Origin of the sequence: Fibrobacter sp. UWB12 (genome assembly GCF_900142485.1) — a bacterium.
Classification (GTDB): domain Bacteria; phylum Fibrobacterota; class Fibrobacteria; order Fibrobacterales; family Fibrobacteraceae; genus Fibrobacter.
Map to the genome: position 1 here is coordinate 146,380 of NZ_FRAZ01000005.1, position 15,668 is coordinate 162,047.

14 protein-coding genes are annotated in these 15,668 nt (G+C 46.8%); 11 read left to right on the forward strand and 3 right to left on the reverse strand.

The features are described from left to right. Positions 1-5 precede the first annotated feature (5 nt). The 4 genes from BUA34_RS08965 to BUA34_RS08980 all read left to right on the forward strand — a co-directional run bounded on the left by BUA34_RS08965 (position 6) and on the right by BUA34_RS08980 (position 8,481). On the forward strand, positions 6-1,946 hold the full coding sequence (locus tag BUA34_RS08965) for a polysaccharide biosynthesis protein (protein WP_072828529.1): 1,941 nt from the start codon (positions 6-8) through the stop codon (positions 1,944-1,946). 54 nt (positions 1,947-2,000) lie between these two features. Beyond that, positions 2,001-4,019: an OmpA family protein gene (locus tag BUA34_RS08970; RefSeq protein WP_072828531.1), complete on the forward strand. Its 2,019-nt coding sequence runs from the start codon at positions 2,001-2,003 to the stop codon at positions 4,017-4,019. Positions 4,020-4,142: 123 nt separating this feature from the next. Next, positions 4,143-6,281, forward strand: coding sequence for a polysaccharide biosynthesis tyrosine autokinase (locus BUA34_RS08975; RefSeq protein ID WP_072828533.1), 2,139 nt, complete (start codon positions 4,143-4,145; stop codon positions 6,279-6,281). Positions 6,282-6,471: 190 nt separating this feature from the next. After that, the gene (locus BUA34_RS08980; protein ID WP_072828535.1) at positions 6,472-8,481 is read left to right on the forward strand and encodes a glycoside hydrolase; all 2,010 of its coding nucleotides are present in this window, start codon (positions 6,472-6,474) and stop codon (positions 8,479-8,481) included. 15 nt (positions 8,482-8,496) lie between these two features. Here the strand turns inward: BUA34_RS08980 and BUA34_RS08985 are convergent, their stop codons facing one another. Further along, a complete protein-coding gene (locus BUA34_RS08985) occupies positions 8,497-9,084 on the reverse strand; it encodes a flavodoxin family protein (RefSeq protein ID WP_072828537.1) in 588 nt (195 codons plus the stop codon). Positions 9,085-9,172: 88 nt separating this feature from the next. On the opposite strand from BUA34_RS08985, the gene BUA34_RS08990 reads away from it, so the two are divergent. Then, a complete protein-coding gene (locus tag BUA34_RS08990; RefSeq protein ID WP_072828539.1) occupies positions 9,173-9,517 on the forward strand; it encodes a hypothetical protein in 345 nt (114 codons plus the stop codon). Between the two features lie 75 nt (positions 9,518-9,592). Here BUA34_RS08990 and dnaJ read toward each other — a convergent pair whose 3' ends face one another. Together dnaJ and dnaK are read right to left on the reverse strand one after the other, a co-directional pair. Continuing rightward, positions 9,593-10,738: a molecular chaperone DnaJ gene (gene dnaJ / locus BUA34_RS08995; RefSeq protein WP_072828541.1), complete on the reverse strand. Its 1,146-nt coding sequence runs from the start codon at positions 10,736-10,738 to the stop codon at positions 9,593-9,595. A gap of 110 nt (positions 10,739-10,848) precedes the next feature. Continuing rightward, positions 10,849-12,750: a molecular chaperone DnaK gene (gene dnaK / locus BUA34_RS09000; protein WP_072828543.1), complete on the reverse strand. Its 1,902-nt coding sequence runs from the start codon at positions 12,748-12,750 to the stop codon at positions 10,849-10,851. Positions 12,751-13,280: 530 nt separating this feature from the next. Between dnaK and BUA34_RS09005 the strand changes: the two genes are divergently transcribed. The 6 genes from BUA34_RS09005 (at position 13,281) to BUA34_RS09030 (ending at position 15,661) form a co-directional block, all read left to right on the forward strand. Then, positions 13,281-13,808: a hypothetical protein gene (locus tag BUA34_RS09005; protein ID WP_254794403.1), complete on the forward strand. Its 528-nt coding sequence runs from the start codon at positions 13,281-13,283 to the stop codon at positions 13,806-13,808. Positions 13,809-13,881: 73 nt separating this feature from the next. Continuing rightward, positions 13,882-14,025, forward strand: a complete 144-nt coding sequence (locus tag BUA34_RS15900) for a hypothetical protein (RefSeq protein ID WP_175545440.1) — start codon at positions 13,882-13,884, stop codon at positions 14,023-14,025. Next, entirely contained in the window at positions 14,022-14,324 is a 303-nt protein-coding gene (locus BUA34_RS09015; RefSeq protein WP_072828547.1) for a type II toxin-antitoxin system RelE/ParE family toxin, read from the forward strand. The genes BUA34_RS15900 and BUA34_RS09015 overlap by 4 nt, the downstream gene beginning before the upstream one ends. A 126-nt stretch (positions 14,325-14,450) precedes the next feature. Beyond that, positions 14,451-14,942, forward strand: coding sequence for a hypothetical protein (locus BUA34_RS09020; protein WP_139255914.1), 492 nt, complete (start codon positions 14,451-14,453; stop codon positions 14,940-14,942). A gap of 33 nt (positions 14,943-14,975) precedes the next feature. Continuing rightward, positions 14,976-15,422 (forward strand): hypothetical protein, encoded by a 447-nt coding sequence (locus BUA34_RS09025; protein WP_072828551.1) that lies wholly within the window; start codon positions 14,976-14,978, stop codon positions 15,420-15,422. Further along, the gene (locus BUA34_RS09030; RefSeq protein ID WP_072828553.1) at positions 15,422-15,661 is read left to right on the forward strand and encodes a hypothetical protein; all 240 of its coding nucleotides are present in this window, start codon (positions 15,422-15,424) and stop codon (positions 15,659-15,661) included. The genes BUA34_RS09025 and BUA34_RS09030 overlap by 1 nt, the downstream gene beginning before the upstream one ends. The last annotated feature ends 7 nt before the right edge of the window (positions 15,662-15,668 follow it).

Genomic DNA, 15,668 nt, shown 5'->3' on the forward strand with positions numbered 1-15,668 from the left:
TGGGTATGTCCAAAATAATGGGATTATTCTCAAATTTTAGAGTTCGCAAGCGCGTTTTGGCTCTTGCGGATGCTTTTATCGTTGTTGTTGCTGGACTTTTTGCAAACTTTCCTTTACCTTTGTATGCGAAAGCGATTGACCGCGCCGATCAATTTGCGATTTTCTTTTTAAGTGTTATTCTTTGCTTTAGCGCCCTGTTGTTCTATGGTGCCTATAATAAGCTTTGGCGCTACCTCAACCGGTATGATTACCTGAGTTGCATCAAGGGTATATTCTCTGGTCTTGTTGCTACACACTTTTTCTTTTATTTAGTCAGGGGCGAACTGTATTGGGAATTCGCTTTGGTTCAGGCCCTTATTGCAAGCTTGGGCGTTTGTTTTTTCCGTTACATGTTCCGCAATGCGTTTATTTCTCTTGTTGAATTTGGACATCGTGATGCTTTGAAGAAACGGACCATGATTATCGGTGCGGGAAACGCTACAAAGCTCTTGCTCAACGAAATCAGGAATAGTTCCGATGAAGCCGAGAAGGGGCTTGCGACATCGTCTGCATCCCAGATTAATCCGGTTTGCCTCATCGATGACGATCGCTATAAAATCGGCAAGCCGTTTGAAGGAGTGCTTGTCGCCGGCGGTACAAGCGAGATTCCGAAAATTGCAAAGCAAGAAAATATTGAGCAGATTCTGTTTTCTATCCCGAGTTGCCCGCCCAAAGATCGTCAAGTGATTATGGATTTGTGTGGTAAGACCGGACTTCCGGTTAAAGTCCTTCCGTTTGTCGGTTCTCTTTTGCAACCTGCTAATGAAGGAGAGGCTACTAATTTCGTCACTCAGATTCGTGATATCAAGGTCGAGGACCTGCTAGGGCGTGAACCCATCAAGTTCGATAACAAGGACATTCTTGCCTATATCGAAAACAAGGTTTGTATGGTGACTGGCGGTGGTGGTAGCATCGGTAGTGAACTTGTTCGTCAAATTGCAAAGTATAAGCCAAAACAAATTATCATCGTCGATATTTACGAAAATAATGCTTATGATATCCAGCAAGAATTGCTGATGGAATATGGAACGTCGCTCAATCTCGTGACTCTGATTGCTAGCGTTCGTGACTACTTCCGCTTGAGCAAAATTTACAAGACGTATCATCCGGATGTCGTATTCCATGCCGCAGCCCATAAGCATGTGCCGCTGATGGAAAACAATCCGATGGAAGCCATTAAGAATAACGTTGTTGGAACGTTCAACGTGGCTACCCTTGCCATGTTCAACAATGTCAAGAAGTTCGTGATGATCAGTACGGATAAGGCCGTGAATCCGACAAATGTCATGGGAGCTTCCAAGCGTTGCTGCGAAATGATTGTTCGTTTCATGTCTATGCAGAAAGACAGCAATACTGAATTTGTCGTGACTCGCTTTGGTAACGTTCTTGGCTCTAATGGCAGTGTAATTCCGCTATTCAAGCGTCAAATTGAGCAGGGCAAGCCGGTTACTGTGACGCATCCGGAAATTATCCGCTACTTCATGACTATTCCTGAAGCGGTGAGTCTTGTGCTCGAAGCCGCAAGTATTGCCCATGGTGGCGAAATCTTTGTGCTTGATATGGGTATGCCGGTCAAGATTGTAACGCTTGCCGAAAACTTGATTCGTATGTACGGTAAGGTGCCGTATAAAGATGTGCCTATCAAGTTTACGGGACTGCGCCCTGGTGAAAAAATTAAGGAAGAGCTTTTGATGAATGAAGAAGGTCTGAAAAAGACTAAGAACAAGCTAATCTTCATCGGAAAGCAAATCGATATCGATACATCAAAGTTTATTAACGAGTTGTGGAAACTTAAGTGTGCTGCTTCTGAAAATAATGATGAAATAGCCATTCGTGCATTGCATGAAATTGTTCCTACGTTTACGACTCCTGAACAGTTCAATAGCACTGTTTTGAAGGGGGCGTAATCTAAGGAATGGGAGAATCTTAACACTTTCAAACGTCAATAAGAGGGATGAACTATGAAAAAGGTCGTTTCGTTAGCCTTACTTGCTACAACACTAGCCTTTTCACAGGCTGGAATCATGGGTGGATCTGAGGGGTTCCACCAAATCAATGCGAAAACTCTTGGCCAGTGGATGTTTAACATCGGTACTGGGGGAAACATCGCTTTTGGTTCCTGGGCATTGTCCCGTGGCGGAATCTTTGAAGTGAAGACAGGTAAGAACACCTATAAGCGTTATTCATTCAATGACGTTGACTACTCGCAGGCTGGAAACTTCTTTGTGAGTGTCGGTCTTCTTGACTTTTTAGATATCGGTCTTTCTCTCCCGGTTTACTATGAACATGCCAATTCCAAGGGACCTACCGGTGCTATGGGACCTAGCGGGTATGCGAACATGTGGACCACTAGTCGCGGCGATTTAGACATCTTTACAAAGATTGGTCTCCCGTTTGCTTCGGCAGGTGTTTTCAGTTCTGCCATTATGCTTGACCTCTATGCTCCGACGGGTGAAAAATCTGCCGGTGTACGTCCTCGCCATGTTTGGTACTTGAATTCTCGTGGATATACGCATCCGTTTACAGCCAATGATTGGGTCATGGGTGCAGGTCTTGCTTTGACGTTTGATTTTACCAAGATTGGGGCTCCGATTACTTGGAACCTTGCTGCTAGCTATGTTTATCCTCTTGATCATAGCGAAGTCAATACCCTTGTTTATAGTTCCGGTGTGAACTGGAATGCGCTTTCTTGGTTGACTCCGTTTGTTGAATTCTCTGCCGAAATGCGTTTGCAGAGTAAAGGTCAATACAAATTTGACCCGATGGTTGACCCGATGCTCCTGACCCCGGGTTTGCGCTTCCATCTCCCGTACAATGTTGAATTTGCTATTGGCCTCGAAGTCGCAATACGTGCCTTTGTTGAGGGCTTTGATCATTTTGCTGATATTTATGCTGGCGATGACCATATGATTTACTATTTAGGTGAACATAATGTGAAGGCCAGATATGCTTATGCAAGCACTCCGTTTATTTCTGGAGCCGCTCTCTTGAGTATCGCTATTGATGCAAAGGGTTCGCCTAAGGATTCTGATGGTGATGGTGTTTCTGATGACAACGACAAGTGCGCCCGTACTCCGGCGGGAACGAAGGTTGATGCCGAAGGATGCCCGATTGAAGATCTAGAAAAGCTTGCTGCTCGCGAAAGAGCAATTGCCGATTCCCTTGCTCGAGTCGATTCCGATAATGATGGTATTCCTGATGTGGTCGACAAGTGCCCGAATACGGTTGCGGGTATTTCTGTGGATTCTATTGGCTGCATGCTTGATTTTGACAAGGACGGTGTCGCCGATAATTACGACAAGTGCCCGAATACTCCGGCCAGCGTTCCTGTTAACTTAAATGGTTGCCCGATGGACTTTGACAATGACGGCGTTCCTGACTACCTCGACAAATGTCCGAATACTGCTGCCAATATGGAAGTCGACTCCACGGGTTGTGTATTCGATACGGATCGCGACGGTATTCCGGATTACAAGGACAAGTGCCCGGGTACTCCGTCTGGCCATGCTGTTGACTCTCTTGGTTGCTTGCCTGATTTTGACAAGGATGGCGTTGCCGATTTCTTTGACAAGTGCCCCAATACACTCCCTGGTGTTCGAGTAGACGAAAAGGGATGCCCGCTCAATAAAAAAGAAGACCTTGACCAGCTCAAGAAGGGTATCCAGTTCAAGACGGGGTCCAAGAAACTTACCAAGAGTAGCTATAGCACCCTCAATGATATCGTTGCTCTTATGAACAGAATTCCTGAAGCGAATCTTGAAGTTCAGGGACACACCGATAACAGGGGCTCCAATGCAAAGAACTTGAAGCTCTCTCAAACACGTGCGAAGGTGGTGGTGGACTACCTTGTCAAGAGGGGTATTGACCGCGACCGTTTGCGCGCTGTCGGTTATGGTTCCGAAAAACCGATTGCCGACAATGACGATGCCGATGGGCGTGCTCAAAATCGTCGCGTGGAACTTCTTCCATTTGCAAAATAGGTTACGAGTTCTTGGGGGATAGGATAATTTTGTAACAATAAAAACCATTTGACTTAACAAAACTAAAATAAATGCTAAATTTGTCGCGACATTTTGGTTGCTTTGTCAAATGAAGGAAAAATAATGCCTGAGAACGAAGATAAAAAGGTTGTAGGTCAATCGTCGCAGAATGCCGACACGATTACGCTGCTTGAAGCGATTCAAATCCTTTGGGGTAAGAAATTTACTCTGTTCTTTTTCGTCCTGTTCGGTGCCGTCATTGGTGTTTGCATTGCCTATTGGCTTCGTCCGCAATATACTAGCGACGTTTTGCTCCAGATCGATGTTAAGGGTAGCAAGGCTGGTAAAGCCATGGGTGAGATGGGTGCACTTCTCGATGCTGCAAGCCCTGCAGATGCTGAAATTGAACTCATCAAGAGCCGTATGGTGTTGAGCTATGTGGTTGATGCAGAACGCATGTGCTTTAATGCTACTCCAATCGGTGTTGTCGACCGCTTTACGCATAAAGAAGGTCGAATGGACTTGGATTCCCTCTATATTCCGGAAATTGCTCGCGGTGAAAAATGGAAGGCTCAAGTTATCGGCACTGATTCTTACGAGGTCCTTGATCCGGAAGAACGAGTCATTCTGAAGGGTCGAGTTGGCGATATGTACAGGGCTCCGTATGCAGGCGATACGTTGAACATTCACGTTTCGAAGATGCTTGCTAAACCGGGACAGATGTTCGTTCTTTCTCAGTCTGACGATCTTACGACGATTGAATCTCTCAAGAAAAAACTCAGCGTCAAGGAAAAGGGCAAGCAGACCGGTATAATCGAAGCTAGCTATAGCCATCGCTATCCGGATAAGGCTGCTTCCATTTTGAATTCTATTGCAAAGACCTACTTGCGCCAGAATGTCGAAATGAAGAGTGCCGAAGCTGCCAAGACTCTTGAATTCTTGGAAAAGCAGTTGCCGGGTGTTAAGGCAAAGCTTGATAGCGCCGAAAAGGTCTTGGCCGACTACCGCTTCCGTATTGGTTCTGTGGACGTGACGGGTGAAACTCAGGCTCACTTGCAAAAAGAAGCAGACTTGCAGAAGCAGTTGTTGCAATTGGAACAGCAGCGTCAAGCCGCAACTCGTCTTTTCAAGGAAGAACACCCCAATGTTCAGACGATTGTTAAACAGCAAAATAAACTTAAGGCCGAACTTTCGAAGTTGAAGAAGAACGCCGAAAGAATGCCGTTGACACAGCAGGAAGTTCTTCGCTTGAAGGAAGACGTTGCCGTCAATAACGAAGTCTATACCAACATGCTGAATAACATCCAACAGCTGCGTGTGGTCCGCGCTGGTGAAGTGGGCAACGTGCGTATTGTGGACTTCGCTCGCATGAGCATGCGCCCGAGCAAGCCCAAGAAGGTGAATATCATCATTTGCTCGGTCGCTGCTTCGTTCATGATTGGCGTTCTCTTGGTGTTCTTGATGCGCATGATTCAGAATGGTGTTCGCAGTTCCTCTGAAATTGAACGCGAAACCAATACGAGCGTTTTGGCTAAGATTCCGCAACATCACGATTCTGGAGTATCTCGCAAGTCTCATAGGAAGTTCGTTGTCCAGGAATGTCCGAACGATACTGTTAGCGAATCTATCCGCTCTGTCTTGACTGCAATTGACTTCTCCTATACCGAAAATAGTGATCATCAGATTATCATGATTACCGGTATTGTTCCAGGTGTCGGTAAGAGCTTTGTTTCGACAAACCTTGCTGCTGCTTATGGACTTGTCGGAAAGAAGGTGCTTTACATCGATGCTGACATGCGTAAGGCAACCTGCCGTTTCACGAACGTTGGTCTAACGGATGTGCTCTTGGGTAAGAAGACTTTTGAAGAAGCTGTATTCAAAACTTGCGGTGTTGATGGTCTTGAACTCTTGGAATCCGGTAAGTACAAGTCCGTGGCATTCGAAATTTTGCGTGGTGGACGTTTCAAGAATCTTGTTGAAGAACTTCGTCCGCATTACGACAAGATTATCATCGATACGCCTCCGTTCAGCCTTGTTGCCGATACGTATATGATTTGCCCGTTGGCCGACCTCACTCTTATCGTGTTGCATTATGGTCGCCATTCCATGGAAGCAATCCAGGAAGCTTTGCAGAACTTGAACCGCTATAGCGATAAGCCGAAGGCCTTCATTATGAACCACTGCGAACACAGATCTGGTTACGGTTATGGCTATTATGGTCAATATGGCTATTATGGCAAATCCAAGAAGGACAAGTCGTAAAAAAGAACGTAATTATTCCGATTTTTGTAGGGATAACGACGATTTAATGAATTTGATGCTCGACTTCGGTCGGGCATCTTTTGTATTGATGGACAATTATTCCATATCTTTTGATTATTCTGTATCCGCTTTTCGCAAAAATAATTGATTTTTAGAGAGTATTAAACCACATCGTTACGGGGTTGAGATTGTGAAGTGTAAATGGATATGGATGGTGGCAGCAAGTCTCGCTTGCGGAACCGCTAATGCGCAAACCAAAGTGGTTGTAGATCCTGGCAAAAGGTACCAGCAATTCGAGGGCTGGGGAACAAGCCTTTGTTGGTGGGCTGAACTTGTTGGCGCTTGGAGCGAATCGAATTACTCAAAACTTTTGGACGTTATCGCGGACCCGGTTTCCGGCCTCGGTTATAATATCTTCCGTTACAATATTGGCGGTGGAGACCGGCCCGGACATAACCATTTGACCAAGGGCAATGGGGGCGCTGCTGTTCCCGGTTACAAGCCGACTGAAAATGGCGATTATGACTGGACTGCCGACCCGTACCAGCGCAATGTGCTTTTCGGGCTCGCTCAAAGAGTCAAGGATCCTATTTTTGAAGCCTTCTCGAATTCCCCACCATGGTGGATGACGAACAGCGGTTGCGTTGCGGGTGGCGTTAATGGTGCGGACAATCTCAAGTCCGATTACTTTGACGACTTTGCTGATTATCTTTCGGAGGTGGCCAAGCACTTTAAGCAGGAATGGGGAATTACGTTCCGCACGATCGAGCCGTTCAATGAACCGAGTGCAGGCTGGTGGAATGCAAATGGCGAACAGGAAGGTTGTGGCTTTAAGAACAAACAGTCCGAAATGATTGTGGAACTGGGTAGGGCTCTTAAGAAAAAGGGGCTGTTTCCGGAGACTTCGGTCAGTGCTGCTGATGAATCGAACATTGGTGATGCATTGAACCGTTTTAACAGCTACAGCGACGAAGCCCGCTCGTACATGTTCCAAATCAATACGCATAGCTATTCGGGCTATGATTCTCGCGGAAGTCTTTACAATGCGGCCTTCGCCGCCGATAAACGCGTGTGGCAATCCGAATCTGGACCGCTCCACCGCAGTGGTAATCTCGATATTACGCTTTGGATGGCGGACGTCATTTTGCATGACCTCCGCGATATGCATGCCAGCGCTTGGGTCGATTGGCAGCTTTCGGACCCTGGCGAAAACTGGCGCACTATCGCAGTTGATCATAAAACTCAGACGTTCTCGTTCGCCCCGCGCTTTTACATGCATGCGGCTTTCAGCCGTGTGATTCGGCCGGGTTCCCGCTTTATCGATAGCGACAATAGCAATACGCTCGCCGCCATCCGTGACGACGGCTCGCTCGTTCTTGTCGCCTTGAATACAAACTCTAGAGATGCTAAATACACATTCGATTTGAGCAAATTTGATTCTATCGGCAATAAAGTCAAGGTCAACCGCTTTACGCTCCCTGCTGCACTCAAGGCCGATTCCGATATTGACGTTTCAGACAAGTCTTTTACAGTCACTGTCGCGACACAATCCATTGTAACGATGGTTATTGAAAATGCGACAGGCGGTGTCTGTGTCCCGAGCGAAATTATCCCTTACACCAAAGTTCAGGACGGCGGTTGGTACGAAAAGACCGAACTTAAAGTGAATCCGGGGGATTCGCTTGTGATTGGCCCGCATCCGTGGGACGGTGGTCGTTGGACTTGGAAGGGCCCGAATGACTTTTATTACCTGGGACGCGAAGTTCGCTTCAAGGATTTGCAATGGCAAAGCAGCGGCATTTACACGGGAACGTATATCAATCCTTATGGCTGCGAAAGCTCCGTCGACATTAAGGTTATCGTTGATGATCCGGAACATCCTTATGTTGAACCGGAAAATCCCGATTCTGGCAGTGTAAAGATTGCACCGAAAGTTGCACAAAGGATTGTAGGGAAGGTCTTTGTTAAGAAAATCGGGGGCGATTTACTAGTGGCTGCCGCAGGGAATGTTTCGGGAATTGCCTCACAATCCGGAAATGCTCCGCTACAGCTCACGATTCACGATTTGCAAGGAACGCTTCTGATGCGCAGACAAATCAACGGAATGGCCACGATTCCGGTTGAGCAGTTCTCGCTAAAGCCTTACGTTGTGAAAATCAACAGCGCTGGTAAAAATCTTTATCAGAAAATTTTTAGATAGGCTTTTGAATTTAAACTAAGCGGCGCAATGTAATTTGCTTGCAATTTTACGGCATTTTGCATTTTCTCGTGAAGATATGCCTTCGCCATTGAGTGTGCCGCTTTTTTGAATCACGCCACTAATCTTGAATCCGCTCCAGCAAAGGACTTCTTTGAGCGCGCGCACGGTTCCTAACGATTGCTTGAATATCAAATTGAATGGCCAACGTGTGGAGCATGTCGTTACGAGAATTGCCTTTTTGCCGTTTAACAGAGGGCGAGGCACGCCTTGTTCGCTATGATCCATTAAACCATAGACCCACCTATCGAATAACGTTTTGAGTTGACCAGTCATGTTGCCCCAATAACAGGGCGACCCCACAATCAGTCCATCACATTGCTGCACCAATCGCAAAATGACTTTGGCGTCATCTTCGGGCATTACGCAATCGTGGGCGTTTCGGCATTTCATACAACCTACGCAAGGGCGGAATTGTAATTTGCAAACATCGACATAGTTCACGATATCTCCGCTTGCCAACAGCTCGTTGCGCATAACATTCAACATTTGGCTGATATTGCTGTTGGGACGTGGGCTTGCGTTTAAAATGACGAATTTTTTCATGTGGCCTCCAAAATACTTTTCATTAATTGAAACACTTGAAGGGTGAAAAACTGTCACCTGTTTTTTTGAAAAATGTATATTAAAAGAAATGATTATAGAAAAACGCAAAGTTAAAAATGGGGTAGAGCTGCGCCCGGAAACCAAGATGCGAATGGCAACGCTTCTCGGCGTGTCCGCTGCACTTGTCATGTCATCATGTGCATCGACGCAGACAAAGGTAGAAGAAAACTCTCCTGAAATCAGTGTGAAAAAAATTGCGGAGCCAATGGATTCGACAACAATCGCCGTTCCGACAACCAACGCAGATTCAACTTCAATCCAAGATTCTGTCGACTGGAATCCAGGCCCTTTAGGCGGTATCGTTCGTCTTCCTACAATTACTAATGGAGATGTGTTAGATGAAGTTTTGGAAAATTTAGAAGAATTGGAATAACAAAAACCCCGAACGATTTGATCGTTCGGGAAATTTTTTTTGATCCTTCGGCTTCGCTCAGGATGACACAAAAACTTACTTAAAAAGATTCTTCATCTTTTCGAGGAAGGATTCTTCTTGGGCGGTTTCCTTGTCCTTGCGGAGTTCAGCGAGCTTCTGGTAAAGCTCCTTCTCTTCGCGAGAGATATCCTTCGGAATGTCCACGCCAATTTGCACGTAGAGACTTCCACGGTCGCCCTGTTTCTTGAGAGGCCACAAGCCCTGATCGCGCAGACGGAGAACGCTGCCAGCCTGAGTGCCGGCCGCAATCTTGATCTTCACTTCGCCACCGTCCAGCGTCGGAATTCGTTGCGTACCGCCAAGGACCAGCTTGTGGACCGGCACCTTGATTTCGCAGTGTAAATCGTCGCCTTCGCGGGTGTAGAAGTCGTCGGGCTTTTCGGCAATGACCGCCAGCAAGTCGCCGCAGGCACCGCCGCGAGGCCCGCAGTTGCCTTCGCCACGCAGGTTCAGGTACTGGCCCTCGGCAACGCCCGCCGGAATCTTGATGGAAATCTCTTCCGTTTCCTGCACACGGCCTTCGCCATGGCAGTTGCTACACGGTTTCGCGATAACTTCACCCGTACCGTTACAGGTGGGGCAGGCGCTCTCGGTAATCATCTGGAAAAATCCGCCTGTAGAGCGGCGCACACGACCCGTTCCATGACAGGTGCTGCATTCCTTGATGTCCTGGCCACCCTTACCGTTACATTCCGTACAAGGCGTGTAGCGTTTCAGGCGAACCTTCTTGGTGCAGCCTTCGAAGATTTCCTTGTAGCTGAGCGCCACCTTGATCTGCAAGTCGTTCCCGCGGGGAGGCCCGGCCTTGCGTGAGCTCCTGCGGCCACCGCCGCCAAAACCACCGAATCCGCCACCGAAAATATCGCCGAAGTTCGCAAAGATATCCTCGACCGAGAATCCCTGGCCGCCGAATCCGCCGCCACCAAAGCCGCCACCAGGGGCGTTGAAGCCGAACTGGTCATACTGCTTACGCTTCTCGGGGTTGCTGAGCACGTCGTAGGCCTCGGCAGCCTCCTTGAACTTCTCTTCGGCTTCCTTGTCGCCCGGGTTCTTGTCCGGGTGGTACTTGATGGCAAGTTTCTTGTAGGCGTGCTTGATCTCGTCAGCACTCGCGTCCTTGCCGACGCCTAGAACTTCGTAATAATCTCTTTTTTCAGCCATTTTTGCGCTCGCTCATTTTACGCAAAAAGGATTGCTCCCTAAAAGAGAGCCAATCCTTTCTGTATGAGGCCGATAACCGGCGACACACCGATTACCTGCCGTACGCTTAATTAGTCAACCACTTCCGCGTCGACGACTTCCGGACCGTCGCCCTTCTTGTCGTTCTTCGGCTGTTCAGAAGCACCCGGCTGCGGACCCGGCTGGGCCTGGTTTGCACCGGCGGCCTGAGCCATGGAGCTGATCATGCCCTGGAGCTTGTCCATAGCGGCCTTGATCTCTTCCTTGGTGCCGTTGTCCTTCTTGGCCTTGATGTCGTCGATGGCAGCCTGCAGCTGGCTCTTGGTGTCGGCCGGCAACTTGTCGCCAAATTCCTTGAGCTGGCCTTCGGCCTGGTAAGCCATCTGTTCGGCCTGGTTCTTGATGTCCACCAGTTCGCGCTGTTCCTTGTCCTTGGCAGCGTTGGCTTCGGCATCCTTCACCATCTTGTTGATTTCGTCTTCAGACAAGCCGCTGGAAGAAGTAATCTTGATGGACTGTTCCTTGCCTGTTTCCTTGTCCTTGGCAGACACGTGCACAATGCCGTTAGCGTCGATATCGAAGGTCACTTCGATCTGCGGCACGCCACGCGGCTTCTTCGGGAGGTCGGTCAGGTCGAACTTGCCAAGCGTACGGTTGTCGCGGGCAAATTCGCGTTCGCCCTGGAGCACGTGAATCGTCACGGCAGGCTGGTTGTCTTCGGCGGTAGAGAACACCTGGCTCTTCTTGGTCGGAATCGTGGTGTTACGGTCGATGAGCTTGGTCATCACGCCACCGAGAGTTTCGATACCCAGAGAAAGCGGGGTCACGTCGAGGAGCAACACGTCCTTCACGGAGGAGTCGCCGCTAAGCACGGCACCCTGGACGGCGGCACCGATAGCCACCACTTCGTCCGGGTTCACAGTCTTGTTCGGTTCCTTGCCGAAGAACTTCTTCACGGCTTCCTGCACGGCCGGAATACGGGTAGAACCACCGACCAGGATCACTTCGTCGATTTCGCTCAAAGAAAGACCGGAGTCCTTGATAGCCTTGCGGCAGGGTTCCATGGAGCGTTCCACCAGGTGGGCGGTCAGCTGGTCAAACTTTGCACGGCTGAGCGTAAGGTCCAAGTGTTTCGGACCCGAGGCGTCGGCAGTGATGAAGGGGAGGTTGATGTTCGTAGAAGTCGTGGCAGAAAGGTCGATCTTCGCCTTTTCCGCGGCGTCTTTCAAACGCTGCAGGGCCATCTTGTCCTTCTTCAGGTCGATGCCCGGATTGTCCTTCTTGAACTCGTCGTTGATCCAGTCGATGATGACTTCGTCGAAGTTGTCACCGCCGAGCATCGTATCGCCGTTGGTGGCCTTCACGCTGAACATGCCGTCGTCGATTTCGAGGATAGAGATATCGAACGTACCGCCACCGAGGTCATACACGGCGACCTTTTCGCTCTTCTTGGAGTCAAGACCATAGGCGAGGGCTGCTGCCGTCGGTTCGTTCACGATACGCAGCACTTCGAGGCCAGCAATCTTGCCGGCATCCTTCGTAGCCTGACGCTGGGAGTCGTTAAAGTAGGCGGGAACCGTAATCACGGCCTGCGTCACCGGCTGGCCGAGGTAGTCTTCGGCAATCTTCTTCATGGTCTGGAGAACCATGGCCGAAATCTCGGGAGGAGCAAACTGCTTGTCGTCCACCTGCACGCGCACCGGGTCGGAACCCGTACCGACGAGCTTGTACGGCATGTTCTTTTCGGCAGCGGAGCATTCGCCAGCCGTACGACCCATGAAACGCTTGATAGAATAAATCGTCTTTTCCGGGTTCGTGATTGCCTGGCGCTTTGCAACGTGACCCACGAGACGTTCACCGTTCTTGCCGAAAGCGACAATAGACGGCGTGGTGCGGAAACCTTCTGCATTGGCGATGACGACCGGCTTGCCACCTTCCATCACGGCAACGCAGCTGTTTGTCGTACCCAAGTCAATACCAATAATCTTACCCATGATTTTATCTCCTATTTTAAATTCTTGATCCCCAGTGTTTTTGTTTGAGTGGGGAGTTTTTTTCGCCGATACATTAGCAAAAGCCGTGCCAATCCCGAAAAGCGCCCTTTTCGTTTCGTTCTGAAACGTTTTTTAGGCGGAAATCAGGCGAAAATAGGGTTGTTTCAAAAAAGAACGCCCCACGACGTCATCCTGACGACCGCTGGGAGGAAGGATCCAGCAATGTCTTGAATAGGGGGGAGGAATCCCCCTGCCTTCAGCAGCATCGTCATGGCGGCCTTGAGTGGCCATCTCCTCGCATCTTCCGTCACCCCCTCTGCGTGGCTCGGAACTTTAGTTCCGTTTACTTTCCTATCCTAAAGGCTCAGCCACTGATGCAACTAACACATTCGTAAAAATTTTTAATTTCGTCACGAATGTAGTTGGGTGCTCGCCTAAGGGGACACCCCTTAAAAACCCCGAATTGTCATGTCGAAGAAATTTTCATTCAGCTGTTATTTTTTGACATCACTGAAATTTATATTATGAATATGGAAATTAAGATCAATATAAATATCAATAACGATATTGAATGCAATGTAAAAAACGTTGTTGAAGATGATTGCAAGATGCCCTCATCCAAGCGCAATATTGCTATTCTTTGTGTTGTAATTCCATTTCTTCTTTTCTTGACTGGTATATCGTCCCCTTTTTGGACAGATAATTACATTCTTTATGTTTTTTGTTTGTTGCCATTTTATACCTATATGGTCATAATTAAATTTTTAGTAAACTCTGAATGGCAGCTTGATTATGTATCTGAAAAGAAATTCTATGCTGCACAATCGTGTTTTGTAGGGATATCTGTTCCAACAGTGATATCTATACTTGGTGGATTTTTCGGTTTTACCGATTATGATGCTCTGTATCATGGAACTTGTGTGATACTAGCATTTAATATTCCGGCATCTTTTATTGTCACATTTTTAATTGGTTATGAATATTCATGTTTATACGAATTAAAAAAAGAGCAAGAATGGCTTTTTTCTATATGTAGGTTTGGCTGCAATAAAAAATGACATGTTTTTGGCACAGTTTTTTGGAATTTTAAATGTATTGCATTTATGTGATCAAATATGTATGTTGAATAATATGTGCAAGATTGAAAATGCCGCCAAATGGTCAAAAGAACGCCTTGATGCGGAACTTGAAAAGGGCTACAACGACATGCTGCAAGGCCGCACCCGCCCAGCCGCGATGGTCCTTTCCGACGTCAAGAAGAAATACAATGTATGAATTTTGAAGTCCACTTTTCTTCCGTGGCACAGGCAGACATCGATCAAATCTTTGATTATATCAGCATAACGCTTTATTCGCCTATCGCGGCCAAGAATCTAATGGCAAAATTTCAGGAATCGGTAAACACGTTGTCCGATTTTCTCGACGCCTTTGCCTTATGTCAAGATGAGCCTTGGTTTTTGCGTGAAGTACGCACAATACCAGTCGGGAATTACCGCCTATTTTATCATGTCAATCATGACATGCAGAAAGTCGTTATATTGCGCGTCTTCTATTGCAGACAAGAAGCGAAATAGTCATAAAGCGTATTTGAAAAAATTTTCCGGGCGGAATAGTTTATATTTATAAACAGGATGTTTTTTTGAAGGTCTGAATTTATGGATTATGTCATTATGAGGCCACGCCTTGTGTGGCGACTGCTTATGGGATGGGGTTTGGGCTTTGGTGGCTTGTTCTGGATTTTATTTGGTGGCGGCTTTGCAAATTTGCAAGCGGAAAATGGATTTTTTCCTTATCTAGCAATTCCTGTACTCATTGTGCTTTTCTTATTTTTGGCATGTCAATATTTTGTTGTGACGAAGGATGGGCTTCAACGAGGTTTGACGCTTGGATACGTGATAAATTTTTTCCCAAAACAACGTCCTATTCCATGGGATAATTATGAATATATTCAAGTCTTTTTCGTTATTCCTTTTTATGATATTCATGCTTTTAAGGAACAACCAACGTATCATAATTGGTGTTCTTTTTGGTTCATATCAAATTTTCTAGACCTTATAATATTCATCAACAAAGAAATTCCGCATAATAAAATGGATCCCGAATATAGAGAAAGATTTAGACAACTCGCAAAAAAATACCGCAAGTTAAAAAAGAAACACAGAATATTATATTGGATTTTGAATAATGTCTGAAGCATTGAGCATAATCAGAATGACGGACGAAAAATGACAAACCTGTTTAAATCAGCCAACTTGTTGAACATCATTTTTTCAATCGTTTCAATAACGATGTGTTTTTTCCTGTTTCTGTTCTTGAAATCGAATGGCTTTGTTGCGGCGGATGTTTTTGATATGCAAGGCAACCCAGATATTGTTTATAGTAGGGATTTAATGAGTGCTGGGTCTGATGACGATGGCGTGGTTTGGCCAATGATGTTTTTCAGAGTGATTTTTATCTTGGTCACTTTGCTGAACTTGAAAAAGAGACGGTTAATCTTTTTCATTCTGCCATTTATCTTCGATATAATCTGCTTGTGCCTGATTTCTGATACATCAAGCGTGGGCAGGACCATCGCCCATAATGGAATGTTTCTCGCTTGGTTCTTGACGTGGATTGCTAGTTTTATGGCGTGTTTTATTGTTCTTTTGAAGAATATGGAAGGGGAATCCTGATGAAGAAAGAGTACATGTTTATCGCGGGGCTTTATACCCTTATTCAATCTATTGTGGTTGGAATTTTTATGGTGCATGCGGCCATTACCAACAATCCGCAGGGAGAATTTTATACGGAATCAGGTGTTGTTTGGGGTGAAATAGCGACTGTTTTTGCGTCTTGGTTTGTTGGAAATGTTGCTTTTTGTTCGGTGATATTCGCACTTGTTTTCTTTATAAAGTATATTACAAGAAAATGAATAGGCC

What these genes read in the sequence shown, in the direction of transcription:
- BUA34_RS08975 (WP_072828533.1), top strand. Translation starts at nt 4,143, where the DNA reads ATGCCTGAGAACGAAGATAAAAAGGTTGTAGGTCAATCGTCGCAGAAT.
- BUA34_RS08965 (WP_072828529.1), top strand. Translation starts at nt 6, where the DNA reads ATGTCCAAAATAATGGGATTATTCTCAAATTTTAGAGTTCGCAAGCGC.
- BUA34_RS09030 (WP_072828553.1), top strand. Translation starts at nt 15,422, where the DNA reads ATGAAGAAAGAGTACATGTTTATCGCGGGGCTTTATACCCTTATTCAA.
- BUA34_RS09020 (WP_139255914.1), top strand. Translation starts at nt 14,451, where the DNA reads ATGGGATGGGGTTTGGGCTTTGGTGGCTTGTTCTGGATTTTATTTGGT.
- BUA34_RS08985 (WP_072828537.1), bottom strand. Translation starts at nt 9,084, where the DNA reads ATGAAAAAATTCGTCATTTTAAACGCAAGCCCACGTCCCAACAGCAAT.
- BUA34_RS09025 (WP_072828551.1), top strand. Translation starts at nt 14,976, where the DNA reads ATGACAAACCTGTTTAAATCAGCCAACTTGTTGAACATCATTTTTTCA.
- BUA34_RS15900 (WP_175545440.1), top strand. Translation starts at nt 13,882, where the DNA reads ATGTGCAAGATTGAAAATGCCGCCAAATGGTCAAAAGAACGCCTTGAT.
- BUA34_RS09005 (WP_254794403.1), top strand. Translation starts at nt 13,281, where the DNA reads ATGGAAATTAAGATCAATATAAATATCAATAACGATATTGAATGCAAT.
- BUA34_RS09015 (WP_072828547.1), top strand. Translation starts at nt 14,022, where the DNA reads ATGAATTTTGAAGTCCACTTTTCTTCCGTGGCACAGGCAGACATCGAT.
- BUA34_RS08970 (WP_072828531.1), top strand. Translation starts at nt 2,001, where the DNA reads ATGAAAAAGGTCGTTTCGTTAGCCTTACTTGCTACAACACTAGCCTTT.
- dnaJ (WP_072828541.1), bottom strand. Translation starts at nt 10,738, where the DNA reads ATGGCTGAAAAAAGAGATTATTACGAAGTTCTAGGCGTCGGCAAGGAC.
- BUA34_RS08990 (WP_072828539.1), top strand. Translation starts at nt 9,173, where the DNA reads ATGATTATAGAAAAACGCAAAGTTAAAAATGGGGTAGAGCTGCGCCCG.
- dnaK (WP_072828543.1), bottom strand. Translation starts at nt 12,750, where the DNA reads ATGGGTAAGATTATTGGTATTGACTTGGGTACGACAAACAGCTGCGTT.